13 protein-coding genes are annotated in these 13203 nt (G+C 70.9%); 6 read left to right on the top strand and 7 right to left on the bottom strand.

What is annotated here, in order from left to right:
• Positions 1 to 4: 4 nt before the first annotated feature.
• Complete coding sequence (locus RH864_RS17225) at positions 5 to 781, bottom strand: alpha/beta fold hydrolase (RefSeq protein ID WP_310518811.1); 777 nt, start codon at positions 779 to 781, stop codon at positions 5 to 7.
• Between the two features lie 113 nt (positions 782 to 894).
• Between RH864_RS17225 and RH864_RS17220 the strand changes: the two genes are divergently transcribed.
• From RH864_RS17220 to RH864_RS17210, 3 genes are read left to right on the top strand one after another with little or no spacing between them, the layout of a single operon-like run.
• On the top strand, positions 895 to 2022 hold the full coding sequence (locus RH864_RS17220) for a zinc-dependent alcohol dehydrogenase (protein WP_310518810.1): 1128 nt from the start codon (positions 895 to 897) through the stop codon (positions 2020 to 2022).
• A gap of 58 nt (positions 2023 to 2080) precedes the next feature.
• Complete coding sequence (locus RH864_RS17215) at positions 2081 to 2869, top strand: SDR family NAD(P)-dependent oxidoreductase (RefSeq protein ID WP_310518809.1); 789 nt, start codon at positions 2081 to 2083, stop codon at positions 2867 to 2869.
• Between the two features lie 28 nt (positions 2870 to 2897).
• The gene (locus RH864_RS17210; RefSeq protein ID WP_310518808.1) at positions 2898 to 3254 is read left to right on the top strand and encodes a hypothetical protein; all 357 of its coding nucleotides are present in this window, start codon (positions 2898 to 2900) and stop codon (positions 3252 to 3254) included.
• A 59-nt stretch (positions 3255 to 3313) separates the two neighbouring features.
• On the opposite strand, the gene RH864_RS17205 is transcribed toward RH864_RS17210, so the two are convergent.
• From RH864_RS17205 to RH864_RS17185, 5 genes are all read right to left on the bottom strand, one after another.
• Positions 3314 to 4852: a TRAP transporter large permease gene (locus RH864_RS17205; protein WP_310518807.1), complete on the bottom strand. Its 1539-nt coding sequence runs from the start codon at positions 4850 to 4852 to the stop codon at positions 3314 to 3316.
• The gene (locus tag RH864_RS17200) at positions 4849 to 5493 is read right to left on the bottom strand and encodes a TRAP transporter small permease subunit (protein ID WP_310518806.1); all 645 of its coding nucleotides are present in this window, start codon (positions 5491 to 5493) and stop codon (positions 4849 to 4851) included. Before RH864_RS17200 ends, RH864_RS17205 begins: the two co-directional genes overlap by 4 nt.
• 165 nt (positions 5494 to 5658) lie before the next feature.
• Positions 5659 to 6813, bottom strand: a complete 1155-nt coding sequence (locus RH864_RS17195; RefSeq protein ID WP_310518805.1) for an MFS transporter — start codon at positions 6811 to 6813, stop codon at positions 5659 to 5661.
• Positions 6810 to 8003 (bottom strand): MFS transporter, encoded by a 1194-nt coding sequence (locus RH864_RS17190; protein WP_310518804.1) that lies wholly within the window; start codon positions 8001 to 8003, stop codon positions 6810 to 6812. The genes RH864_RS17195 and RH864_RS17190 overlap by 4 nt, the downstream gene beginning before the upstream one ends.
• A 76-nt stretch (positions 8004 to 8079) precedes the next feature.
• The gene (locus RH864_RS17185) at positions 8080 to 9300 is read right to left on the bottom strand and encodes a cytochrome P450 (protein ID WP_310518803.1); all 1221 of its coding nucleotides are present in this window, start codon (positions 9298 to 9300) and stop codon (positions 8080 to 8082) included.
• A gap of 186 nt (positions 9301 to 9486) precedes the next feature.
• On the opposite strand from RH864_RS17185, the gene RH864_RS17180 reads away from it, so the two are divergent.
• On the top strand, positions 9487 to 10467 hold the full coding sequence (locus tag RH864_RS17180) for an SGNH/GDSL hydrolase family protein (RefSeq protein WP_310518802.1): 981 nt from the start codon (positions 9487 to 9489) through the stop codon (positions 10465 to 10467).
• A gap of 41 nt (positions 10468 to 10508) precedes the next feature.
• Here the strand turns inward: RH864_RS17180 and RH864_RS17175 are convergent, their stop codons facing one another.
• Complete coding sequence (locus RH864_RS17175; RefSeq protein ID WP_310518801.1) at positions 10509 to 10997, bottom strand: AAA family ATPase; 489 nt, start codon at positions 10995 to 10997, stop codon at positions 10509 to 10511.
• A 1024-nt stretch (positions 10998 to 12021) separates the two neighbouring features.
• Between RH864_RS17175 and RH864_RS17170 the strand changes: the two genes are divergently transcribed.
• Positions 12022 to 12210: a hypothetical protein gene (locus RH864_RS17170; protein WP_310518800.1), complete on the top strand. Its 189-nt coding sequence runs from the start codon at positions 12022 to 12024 to the stop codon at positions 12208 to 12210.
• 14 nt (positions 12211 to 12224) lie between these two features.
• Positions 12225 to 13203: DUF222 domain-containing protein (locus RH864_RS17165; protein WP_310518799.1), on the top strand; the 979-nt coding region annotated here is incomplete at its 3' end.

The raw sequence follows: 13203 nt of genomic DNA, 5'->3' as shown, positions 1-13203 counted from the left end.
CGCGTCACCGTTCCGTTCGGAAGAAGCTCCGGAACGCGTCGGCGACCGCCTCGGGCTGTTCGAGCGGCGGCACATGGCCCGCGCCCTCGATGCCGACCAGGGTGCCGCGCTGGACGCCCTCGGCGATGAACCGCATCTTGCCCTCGGCGTCACCGAGGTCGAACTCGGACCAGATGGAGAGCACGGGAACGTCGATCTCGGCGAGCCGCTCGCCGATCTCGTGCGCGTCGAGCGCGTCGAGGTAGCGCGCGTACGTCTCGTCGTCGGCGCCGACCAGCGACGCGACGAGTGCATCGATCTCTGCCCCGCGCGTCTCAGCAGCGCCGGGGGCGAACCAGCGGTCGCCGACGTCCGCGGCGCGGGCCACCGTGCCCTCGTTCCGCACGGCGGCGGCCAGCGGCGCCATGCTCGGGTCGCTCGCGGTGCGCGCGACGCTGCACACGGCCGCCACGGCCGCGACCCGGTCCGGGTGCCGGAGGGCGAGCTCGAGCGCGACCGCGCCGCTGATGGAGTCGCCCGCGAAGAACGCCCGCTGGGCGCCGACGTCGTCGATCACCCGGACGACGGCGTCGGCGAGATCACTGATCGTGAACGCCTCGTGCACGACGGGTGCCCCGTTGAACCCGAAGTGCTCGAAGGTCACCGTGCGGTAGTCCGGTGCGAGCCGGGCGGCGACGCCGTCCCACATCGAGGCCGGCGCGCCGAGCGCCGGCCCGAGGACCACCAGCGGGGCGTCGGCCGGGCCGACGGGTTCGCGCGTGTACAGGTTCAGGCGAGGCATCCGTGATTCTCCTATAAACCTTGTTGGGATTGTAATGACAGCCAAGCACACTGCTACGCTCGGAGACAATCCCCGCAGTGATCACTGCCGATCCGCTTGGAAGGATGCCTTCGATGACGAGCTCTGCGTCGTTCGCCCGCGCCGCGGCCTATCGCGCTCCGGAGCACATGACCCTTGAGGAGTTCCCGCTCCCCGAGATCGGCGACGACGACCTGCTCCTCGAGGTCATCATGTGCGGCGTGGACGGCTCGGAGCTGGCCATGTACCGCGGTGCCTTCGACTACGTGAACGAGCGCGTGCCCGTCATCTTCGGTGACGAGATCATCGGGCGCGTCGCTCAGATCGGTCCCGTGGCCGCCGAACGCCGTGGGCTCGCCGTCGGCGACCGGGTCGTCGTCGAGGCGCGCTGGCCCTGCACCGAGGGGTGCCACGCCTGCGACCGGGGCCAGTACTACCTGTGCGAGCGGCGCGGCCTGAAGAACGGATACGGCACGCTGTCGGCCGAGGCGCCGCCGCACCTCTGGGGCGGCTACTCGACGCACACGTTCGTCCCGCCCGAGGCGCTGGTCTACCCCGTGCCCGACGACCTCTCCGACCGCACGGCGCTCATTGCTGGCTCGCCGTTCGCGAACGGCCTCAGATGGGCGGATGCCACGGACGTGCCGGTCGGCGGACACGTGGCCGTCATCGGACCGGGGCCACAGGGCCTCAGCTGCGCCCTGGCCGCGATCGCGACCGGCCGGCGGGCGACGCTGATCGGCCTCGAGGCCGATGCGGAGCGCCTGAAGCTCGCCGCCGAGTTCGGGGCGACCACCTTCGTCACCGACCGCGACGGCTCTCCCGAGGCGGTCGCGCGAACGGCCGCCGAGATCGTCGCCCGGCACGGCGACGTCGACGGGGTCATCGAGGTGTCCGGCTCTCCCGCCGGGAAGGCGCTCGCGATGCACCTCGTGCGCGTGCTCGGCACGATCGTGAGCTCGGCCTCCCCCAACCCGTCGACGCAGCCGTTCGACTGGCGGCTGCTGATGTGGAAGGAGATCACGCTCAAGGGCCGGCTCTCGCACCCGCACACGGTCGAGACCGCGTTCGAGCGTGCGCGCGAGCTGCAGCGGCGCGGCATCGACCTCGGCGACTGGATCACGCACGTCTTCCCGCTCGGCGAGGTCGCGAACGCGATTCGCACGGCCGCGTACCAGACCGACGAGCGGCCGATCAAGGTCGCGCTCGACCCGCGAGCATGAGCGAGCAGGGTCACACCGGCCACCCCGGCCCGACGACCCACGACCGATCGGAGTGAGCGTGGCATTCGACGTCGCCGGACGTGTGGTCTTCGTCACCGGGGCCGCGAGCGGCATCGGCGCGGGCATCGCCGAGGTCTTCGCGGGCGAGGGCGCGACCGTCGTCGCGGCCGACCTCTCGGCCGGTCGCCTCGCTGACGAGGTGGCCAGGATCGACGCGCTCGGCCTGCCGGGATCCGTGCACGCGGCCCCGCTCGACGTGACCGACCCCGGCGCCGTCGAGCGAGCCCTCGACGCCGTCGCAGCGCAGCACGGCGACCTCGACGCGGTCGTGAACTCCGCCGGGATCTTCATCGACATCGACCCGCGCGACATCGACCGCGACGCCGTCCGGAAGGTCATGGAGGTGAACTTCTTCGGCACGCTCAACGTGTGCCGGGCGGCCACCCCGCACCTCATCGCGAGCCGGGGCAGCATCGTCAACCTCGCGACCGGCGGGCTCGACCGGCCGCTGCCCGCCCAGCTCGCCTACGTGGCCTCGAAGGCCGCGGTGGTCGAGCTGACCCGGACGATGGCCCTCGCGCTCGGCGCCGATGGCGTGCGCGTGAACGCCGTCGCGCCCGGCTACATCGACACGCCCATGATCCGGCGCAACCACACCCGGCCCGACGGCACCCTCTCCCCCGAGTGGGAGGACCAGCTCGAGACGTACCGCTCGTACTCCCCGCTCCACGTGGTCGGCGAGCCGAGCGACGTCGCCTGGGCCATCGTCTATCTCGTGTCCGACGCCGCGAAGTTCGTCACCGGCCAGACCCTGCGCCCGAACGGCGGGTTCGTCGTCCCGCGCTGACGCGGGACTGCAGGCGACCGGATGCCTCGTGGACGACGACGCCTCGACGATCGGCTCGGCGTTCGTGGACACGCCGGCCGGGCGGGTGCACGCGCTCACCGCGGGCACCGGCGACCCGCTCGTGCTGCTGCCGCACGGCGGGAAGCTCGGTGCCGCGATTGCGGCGAGGCATCCTGAATCGCTCACCGGGTTCGTCTTCGCCGGCCTGACGCACAGCATCGTGCTCGGAATCGCCGCCCGCGCTGTGACGCTCGGCGACCACCCGACCGTGCGCGCCCTGCTCGGAGCCGAGGCATGCGGCGACGCGTGGCGACGCGCGTTCACTCGCGCGGTGCTCGCCTTCGACCTCGAGTCCGCGCTGCGCGACGCGCTCGCGTTGCGCTGAACCGCGAACCCCCCGAAGTCCCGGAGGACCTCGAGGGGGTTCGCGATCGGCGTGCGCCGCTACTGGGCCGACGATATCCCCGGCAGCCAGAGGGCGAGATCGGGCCAGGCGATGAGGACCACGAGCATCACGATGCAGGCCGCGATGAACGGCATCACACCCTTGAACACGTCGGTGATCTTGAGCCTCAAGCCCATGCCCTTGGTACTGGACTGTGCGATCGCGAGGACCACGAAGTTCAGCACGCCCAACGGCGGGGCCACGAGGTCGATCTCCGCGAGGATGATGAGGAAGACCCCGAACCAGATCAGATCGACGTCGAGCGCGACCAGCGGGCCGATGAACACCGGGATGGTCAGCAGCATCATCGCGAGCGTGTCGAGGAAGAAGCCGAGGATGAGGTAGATCGGGATCAGCAGCAGGAGGAATCCGAGCTGGTCCAGGCCGAGCTCGATCACGCCGTCGGCGACCCACTGCGCGAGCCCGCTCAACGCCATGACCCGGGTGAGCAGGTTCACGCCGACGAGCAGGAGCATTACGGCGGCCACCGCGGACACGGTCTCGAGCAGGGTGCTCGAGAAGTAGGACCCGACGACTTTCCGGGTCGGGACGGTGGAGGCGCCCGTCTTGAGGCTCTTCCTCGAACGCGTGATGACGAGTCCGAGTCCGAGGATCAGCGTGACCAGCGCGCCGTACGCGCCCGCCTCGGTCGCCGTGAAGACGCCGAAGTAGATCCCGCCGAGGACGACGACGATGATGATCAGCATCGGGACCAGGTGGATGAGCGAGGCGAACCGCGCCTTCCACGGGAAGCTCGACCCACGCGGTGCCGAGCTCGGGCTGATCCACGCCCACAGGATGATCACGATGGTGAACAGCAGGGCGAGTGCGAGACCCGGCACGATTCCGGCGAGCAGCTGCGGGCCGACCGGGGTCTCCGCCACGCCCGCGTAGATCACGAGCAGCACGCTCGGCGGGATGACCTGTCCGAGGGTTCCGGCCATGCCGGTCGCGCCCATCGCGAGCGAGGGCTTGTAGCCGGAACGGATCATCTCCGGGATGGAGACGCGGCCGATCGCGTAGGTGACGCCGATCGTGCTGCCGCTCGTGGCCGCCATGCCGGCACCCGCGAAGTTGGTCGCGATCGCCAGACCGCCCGGAAGCCGGCTCAGCCATTTCCGCGCCGCGTCGTAGGCGCCGCTCATCAACCCGCTCTTGCCCATCGCGACGCCCATGAGCACGAACATGGGGATGACGCTGAGCGACCACGAGGCGAAGGAGTGGAATACGACCTCTTTCAAGGTGCCGACCACGGCATTCGGTCCGACCAGGAGATACAGGCCGAAGATCGCCGCTGCCGACATCGCGATCCCGATCGGGATCTTGAAGAGCATGAGAGCCATCATCAGGAGGATGATCACGAACCCGACGATGAGTTTGCTCGACGGCACGACGAACAGGTACACCGCGAGCAGGATCGTCACCGCTGCCGTGACGATGAGACCGATCGTGAAGCGCTTCGCGGTCAGCGCCTCCTTCATCTCGATCGGGGTCTTGACGTTGGGCGGCTGAGGCGCATCGCGCAGCATCGTGCTCATCGGGTCTCCACCTTCCCAGCGGTCGTGGACTGCGTCTTCGCAGCGCCGATCTCGGGCTCCAGGTCGTCGAACACCGTCTCCTCGGCGTGGATCGCGTCCAGCGCCTCGTCCTCGTCGTTTGCGCGGAACTCGGGCACGGTGATCGCGCGCAGCAGCTGCGCGAACGCCTGCAGGAAGAGCCCGACCATGCCGACCACGATGACGAACCGGTAGGGCCAGATCTCGAGCCACGGCGTGCCCACGGCCTTCTCGCCGAAGTTCATCGCCTCGACGGCCTTCTCGGTGCCGAACAGGATGAACATGGCCGTCGTCCCGAGCGTGAACACCATGCCGACGATCTCGATGATCCGCTGGGTCCGGGGCCTGGTCGGCGCGGTCAGCAGGTTGACGCGGAGGTGCTCACCGCGCAGCAGCGCGTAGCCGAGCCCGAGCGAGACGAGCGTCGGCATCCACGCGAACTGGGTGAGGTCGAGCGTGCCGGGCAGCGGGCGGTTGAAGAAGAACCGTCCGAGCACGTCGAAGACGACGTTGAGCATGAGGCCGACGGTGGCGATCCCGCCGAGCACCGCGAGCAGCAGGCTCAGCCGATCGATCCACTTGAGCCACGGCATGCGTTCGGTCGCGTTGTCGACAGCCGTCATCTCACCGCCCCCTCACGAGTGCGTCCACGTCCCTGAAAGGGCCCGGGTCACGGAAATCCGTCATGGTTCAACCTCTTCGTTGATGTCTCGCGACAGGTGGTTCGGGGCTTGCGCCTGAGCGACGATAACACAGAAGACACCCCCGTGCTATTAATCCTTATTAGTTTAACAACTTCGCCGTCCGCGGCGGCGAAGCACCGCCGCGAGCACCGCGAGCACGACCGCCCCAGCGGCGCTCGCGACCGCCGCCACCGGTGGGATCCAGAGCGGGCCGGCCGCATCCAGCACCCCTGCGCTCACGGCCGCGCCGACCGCACCGCCCGCCTGGACGAGCGCGGCGAACAGGGCGAACGTCGTCGCCGGGTTGTCGGGATGCAGCCGCCCCATCTCGACCTGGGCGGCCGGGAACGTGGCGTTCTGCGCGAGGCTCCAGACCACGACGACGATGGCCGCGACGAGGAAGCTCGGCGCGATCGAGAACAGCGGAGTCGTGAGGCTGATCGCGACGAGCCCCCAGGTGGCGACCGAGAACCCGCTGAACCGGTCGATCAGTCGCCCGCCGAAGAGTGCGGCGACCACGCCCGCGAGTCCGTAGATGACCAGCAGCACCGGCACTTCGAGGTCGGTGACCCCGGCCGAGGCCTCGACGATCGGGGCGAAGTAGGTCGTGATCGAGTACTGACACCACGCGAAGAGCAGCGCGACGAGCCCGAGCACGAGCACGGCGGGCCGGCGGAAGGGCGCGAACTGCTCGGCCAGCGTCGCCTTGGGAGGACGCGGCGTCGCGGGGACGAAGCACAGACCGATGAGCCCGATCGCCCCGAGCGAGGCCAGGAACAGGAAGGCGCCCGTGTAGCCGAGCCAGACGCTGAGGAGCGCCCCGAGCGGCACACCCGTGGCGACCGACAGCAGGATGCCGGCCGAGAGCATGCCGAGCGCACGACCCTGGCTCCCGGCCGGGGTGATCGCGATGGCGATCGCGGCCGCCTGCGGCGGGATCGCGGCGGCCGCCACCGCGACGATCGCGCGCGACAGCATGAACGTGGCCACGTCGGGCGCGAGCCCCGAGAGCACCGTGCCGCCGATGAAGAGCAACAGTCCGCCCGCCATGATCGACCGGCGCCCGAACCTGGACAGGACGATCGGCAGCAGCGGGCCGATCACGGCGTACGTGAGCGCGAACACGGTGAGGCCGAGGCCCGCGACCGCCGCGCTCGTGTCCAGCCCTTCGGCGATCGCGGGCAGGATGCCCGCGAGGATGAGGGCGTTCGTGCCCACCGCGTACACGGCGAACAGCACGAAGATCAAGCGCCAGTTCATGCGGCTGCCTCCGTGGGCTCGGTCTGGCGGGGCTGGCGGGTGCGACTGGCGCGCTGGGCGCGCCGGGCGCGCAGCAGCCCCGCGCAGACGATCGCCGAGAGCAGTGCGGCCACCCCGGCTGCGTACGCGATCCAGTTCGCGCCGGGCCCCGTCAGCATGAGGGCGCCCACCGCTCCCCCGGCGGCGGCGCCGAGCTGCACGGCCGACATGTTCGCGCCGACCAGTGTCGCGGGGTTCGTCGGATGCATGTGCCCGAGCAGCGCATTCGTCGACGGGCCCACGAGGGAGCCGGTGAGGCCGAACGCCGCGATCGCCGCGAACGCGACCACCGGGCCGAGGGGCACCCCGAGGACCGGGGTCGCGACGCTCATGACCAGCACGCAGACGAGGATGACGGCGAGGCTCCCGAACCGGTCGATCAGGCGCCCGCCGACGGCCATCGAGACGATGTTGCAGATCCCGAACAGCGCGAGGGCCGCGGTGACCATCGCGGCGTCGGCGTCCGCCGCGAACTCGAGGACCGGGAACATGTAGGTCAGCACGCTGAAGAACGAGATCGAGTACAGGAACGTGAAGAGCAGGACCGCCAGGACGACGGGCTCGGCGAGCGGCCGGAACTGCTTGCGCAGGGTCGACCGCTCAGCCCGCACCGACATCCGCACGGAGACGAGGCCGGCGAGCGTCACCGCGGCGATCGCCGCGGTCAGCAGGAACGCCGACCGGTAGCCGAACGCCTCGCCGAGCAGCGTGCCGACCGGGACGCCGAGCGCCATCGAGACCGCGAAGCCCATGCTCACCCAGGCCGCGGCGGCCCCCTTCCGCCCGGGCGGGGAGATCTCGATCGCCGCGGCGATCGCCTGCGCGGTGTACGCCGCGGTGCCCAGCGCGACGACGGCGCGCGCCGCGTAGAAGCTCCAGATGTCCCACGCGAACGCGGACAGCACGACGCCTCCGAGGAAGACGATGAGCGCCGCGATGGCGATCGCGCGGCGGCTGAACCGCGAGAAGACGATGGGGATGAACGGGGCCGTGAGCGCGTAGGTGCAGGCGAGCACGGAGACGCTCACGCCCACGGCCGCCTCGCTCGCACCGAGCGTGTGCGCGATCTCGGGCAGCAGCCCGGCGATGAGCAGCGAGTTCATCCCCGACGCGACCATGCCGAGCGCGAGGAAGAAGATCCTGACGTTCACCGGCGGCGCCGGAGCGTCGCCCGCGGGCCCACGACCCCCGCGTCGGGGAGGCCCCGCGGGCGCCCGGCAGAGCCGGTCACCAGTCGACCACGAGATTCCGGATCCCGTAGATGAATCCGTCGTTCTGCATGGTGACCGCGTCGGGAACGTCCGCGACCCGCATGCCGGGGATGCGGGTGAGCAACTGCTCGAACGCGAGGTACAGCTCGGCCCTCGCGAGGTTCTGGCCGAGGCACATGTGCGGCCCCGCGCCGAAGCTGATGTGTCCGCGGTCGTTGCGGTCGATGTTCAGCTCGTACGGGTCCTCCCACCGGCGCGGGTCGTAGTTCGGCGCACTGATGTTGACGATGACCCCGTCGCCCGCGGCGACCGCGTGCCCGCCGATCTCGAGGTCTTCCTTGGCGACCCGCGACAGCGTGCCGTCGACGAGCGAGTGCATGCGGATCATGTCCTCGACCATGGCGGGGATGAGCGACAGGTCCGCCGTCACGCGCGCGCGGATCTCGGGCCGCTCGAACAGTTGCAGCATGCCCATCGAGATCGTGTTCGCGGTCGTCTCGTGGCCGGCCACGATCGTCATGAACACCTGCCCGAGGATCTGCCGGTGCTCGATCCGACCTTGCTTCGACTCCTCGATGAGGGTGCCGATCAGTCCATCCCGGGGCTGCTCGTACTGCGCGGTGATCTCGGCGTCGAGGAGGCCGTACATCTCCTGCGCCGCCGCGGCCAGTTGATCGGCAGGGGTCGAGGCGGCCGTGGTCAGGTTGGACAGGCGCTGGATGTCGCCGCTGATCGCGTAGTCCACCCCCAGCAGCGCGCAGATCACCCTGGTCGGGATCACGAGACTGACCTCTTGGTGCAGGTCGACCGGGCCGCCGCGGGCGAGAATGGCGTCCACGGCCTCGGTGACGATCCGCTCGAGCTCGGGGTGCAGCTCGTTCACGCGCTTGGCCGTGAACTGGCGCGCCATCATCCGGCGGTACGTGCCGTGCATGGGCGCGTCCATGTGCCGCAGCATGGTGTCGTTCGCGCGTGATGTGACGCCCTTTCGGACCTTGGGGAAGTGTGGATGCTGCGCATCCACGGAGATGCCGGGATGCTCCAGCGTCTGCCGGACCTCGTCGTATCGCAGCACGACCCACGCCCGCTGGTCGCTGTGCAGCTCGGCCTCGACGAGCGGAGCCTGCTCGCGCCAGCGCTCATAGGGCTCGGGCGGCCGGAAGGGCTCGTCCCGGAGCTGGGGGAACCAGGGCGTGTCCGAGCGGGGGCTGTCTGCGAGCGCTGCTTCCGTGGTCATTCGACTTCGACTCCTCATGCACGACGTTGTGATGGGCGCAGCCGATCGGTCGTCGGCTGTAATCATTTAAATCATAGCGTGTACGCGGCGGCGCGCCCGGCTGATCCACCGGGCCCGTCTGGGTACTGTTGGAGCAGCTCGACGGGCGGATCTGGCGGATCTGGCGGACCGAAGGAGATGCGGAACATGGACTTGAGGCACCTGCTGCTCGGAGTCGACTCGATCGACGAGGGCCGGATGCTCCGTGTGCCAGCCTCGGCGATGGAGCGGTGGGCCGCTGACACGATCCAGGCCGCGCGCGTGCCCGCGGGCGCTCGGATCGGCTTCACCGGCGACGCGGAGGCCGTCGAGGTCGACGTGCGGACCGGAGACGCGCTGCAGCTCGCGACACCCGCCGAGCACGGCGAGTTCACGGTCTATGTCGACGGCGAGCGCCGGCAGGCCACCCGGGTCGAGGACGGCACGGCCGCGACCGTCCGCGTCGAGCTGCCGGCCCGCGATCCCGGTGCACGCGTCGAGATCCACGTCCCCGAGCGCGCGGAGCCGCGCATCTTCGGCGTTCGCGCGCTCGGCGGCGAGGCACGACCCCTCGAGCCCGGCCCGCGGTGGGTCGCCTACGGCGACTCGATCACGCAGGGCTGGACGACGAGCGACCCCGGCGCCGCCTGGACGGCCGTCGCCGCACGCGCCACCGGGTTCGACCTGCTGAACCTCGGATTCGCCGGGGCGGCTCGGGGCGAGCTGCCCGTGGCGGCGCACCTCGCCGCCACGCCCGCCGACGTCATCAGCCTCGCGTGGGGCACGAACTGCTGGGCGCAGATCGAGATGGACGCGGCCTACATCCGCGAGCTCATGCGACTCTTCCTGGCCATGGTTCGGGCCGGACACGCCGAGACGCCGATCCTCGTGGTGAGCCCCGTGATCCGGCCGAACGCCGAGCAGGTTCGGAACGGGTCGGGCGCGACCCTCGCCGACCTCCGGGCCGGGCTCGAGGATGCGGTGCACGCGTTCCAAGACCGGAACGGCGACGCGAACCTGCATCTGCTGCCGGGCGTGCCCCTCATCTCGGCGGACCAGCTCGACCCCGACGGCATCCACCCGAACGACGCCGGTCATGCGGCGATCGGCGCGGCGGTGGCCGAGCGACTGAGGCAGCTCCGCCCCTGATCCCGGCGCCGCCGCCGCTCATGAGCGATCGAATCGCTCGATCACACGCTCCACCGGACCACCTCGAGCGGCCCCTCCTCGGGTGTCGGCGGCTCGAACCGCTCGAAGTACTCCGCCGCCGTCTGCTCGGTGAGCGGCCAATCGTCGGCCCGCCTGCCGTGCCGGTCGCCTACGCGGCTCAGGATCGTCTCGAGGTTCGTCGCCATGTAGACCGTCTCCGGCACGATGCCCTGCGGTGCGAGCAGTGCGCGGAACTCATCGCGTTGTCGCCGGAACCAGAATCCGAAGTCGAGCACGACATCGTTCCCGGTCGCAACATGGCGCAGCAAACGCGCCTTCAGGTCCGCTGCCACCTCGGCGACCACGTCGGCGGAGGGCATCGTCGTGATTCCGCGCTCCCAGAACTCCACCTCGAACGACAGACGCGTCCAGCCCTCGCGTTCAAGGCGCTTGGCGTAGGTGGTCTTCCCGGCACCGCCTGGCCCGCACATCATCACGACGCGGGGTGCTCGTGTCTTGTCCGCCGTCACCCGGCCGACGTTACGCGCCGCCACTGACGTCGAGACCGGTCGCGCTCCGCTCACCGCGACCGACGCGCCGGCATCGTTCCTCCGCAGGAGGGACTCGCGCATACCCGGAGGAGTTCAGCGACGTCGATCCCGCGACGCGATGCCCAGACCTGTCAGGCCGCTCCACGGAGGGGGTCGAGTCGGCCGGCGTGCCGTCGGTGTCGGGGAGCACCGCCTCGATCTCGAACCGTATTGGCCTACGCGCTGCGCGCGCACCGAGGAGCACCTCGGCCGCGCGGGCGCGTGGCTGCGTGGCTGCGTGGCCGCGTGGCCGCGTGGCCGCGTGGCGGTGTGGCGGCATGGCGGCTTTGGCGCGTTGGCGCGTTGGCGCTCGACCGCATGACCGCGTGACCCAGCGACCGCGTGAGCGCGTGGGCGCGTGGACGCGTGGACGCGTGGGCGCGTGGCCGCATCACCGCGTAGCCGAGTGACCGCTCGAGCACCTGACCGCGTGGCGACGTGGCGACGTGGCGACATGGCGGCGTGGCGGCGTGGCCGCGTAGCCGCGTGGCCGCTCGACCGGCTCATGCCGTGGTCGGATCGTCGGCTGCTGCTCCGTGCTGGAGTCCATGGCGGGAGTGGATGTCGGTGGGTGCGTGGATACTGGTGCGCATGACGAACTCTCCGCTCGACCGGCTGCATGCCGAGGTGGCTGAGCTCGCCGCCGAGTGGGCGGCGGCGCTGCCGGCACTCGGCGGTGAAGCGGCGAGGGGTTCGATGGGTGCGGGTGCGGGTGCGGGTGCGGCAGACTCGAGCGCCGTGTTGGCCCCGACGCGGGGGGCGGGCGGTGCAGGGGCGAGCGGCGCGGGCACGAGCGGCGCGGGCGGCGTTTACGCACACGGTGCTGGTGGCGCCCGTGCACGCGTTACCGGGGGCGCACCCGCAGGCACCACGGCCGCTGCTCGCGCGTCCGAAGCGGGCGCGCCTGGAGCCGGCACGGCCGACGCGGTTCCCACCGAGGCGAGCTCGACCGAGACTGCGCGCGATGGCGGAAGGACTGAGGTCGCGGCGGCTGGTGGCCCGGCGGTTGCCGACGCGGCGGTTGCCGACGCGGCAGTTGCTGGTGCGTTGGGTGGCGGTGCAGCAGTTGCTGGTGCGTCGGCTGGTGGCGTTGATGCCGGTGACGTGGCCGGCGCGGGTGGGAGTGGTGGGGGCCGAGGGTTCGAGGCGCTGAGTGGTCCCGGGTTGGTGCGGGTCATCGAGCGGGCGGGGCAGGTCAAACGGATGGTGGACGCGTTCCTCGCCCATGCCAGTGCTGAGGTGGCGCGGCGGTCGGTGCCGGAGTTCGGTGCTGAGGGGTTGGCGAAGCAGCACGGGCATGCCAGCCCGGTCCGGTTGATCGAAGCCGCGACCGGCGGCGCGTCAGGTGAAGCAGCCCGGCTGGTCGCGGTCGGGCAAGCGATCCAGGAACGTCAGTCGTTCACCGGGACGGTGCCGGCGAAGTTCCCGCACGTGCGCGCCGCGCTCGACACCGGGCGGTTGAGTGTGGAGGCGGCGAACCTGATCACCGGGATGCTCCGCCGGGTCGAGCTCCGCGCCGACCCCGACCGGGTCGGCCGGTATGAGCAGAAGCTCGTCACGCTCGCGGCCGGGCAGCCGCTATCGCTGGTGCGACGCGCGGTCACCACCGCGCACGCCCAACTCGACACCGACAGCATCGGACCGGCCGATGAGCGGTTGCATGCTGAGCGGTCGTTGACGTTCCGTGAAGACCCGGACGGGGTGTTCCACCTGCGGGGCCGGCTCGACCCGATCACGGCCGCACCGATCAAGGCCGCGCTCGACGCGATGGTCAGCGACGCCCTCCGCCAACGCGGCTCCGGCGGCACCACCACCGCGGTGGCTGCAGGTGGTGCCGGCGGTAGGGGTGGTGCGGCGGCCTCGGTCACGCGTGGGAGTGCGACCGCTCTCGGTGTTGCCACGAACACTGGCGCGGGTCCGGGGGCTGGCGCGGGTGCTGGGGCTGGCGCGGGTGCTGGCGCTGGCGCTGGGGCTGGGACTGGGGCCGAGGCTTGGACCACGCGGGCGCGTACGACCACGTTCGGAACTGCCCTTGGCGCCGGGGCTGGAGGCGGAGGCGGAGCTGGAGCTGGGCGCGAGACCGGGTCCGAAGGTGTGGGGCCGGTGGTTGAGGATCGGCGGTCGATCCCGCAGATCCGGGCCGACG

The sequence above is a fragment of the Agromyces aerolatus genome (assembly GCF_031432255.1).
Taxonomy (GTDB): Bacteria; Actinomycetota; Actinomycetes; order Actinomycetales; family Microbacteriaceae; genus Agromyces.
Note: the sequence above shows the minus strand (reverse complement) of the source record. Positions and strands in the feature narration are given on the sequence as shown.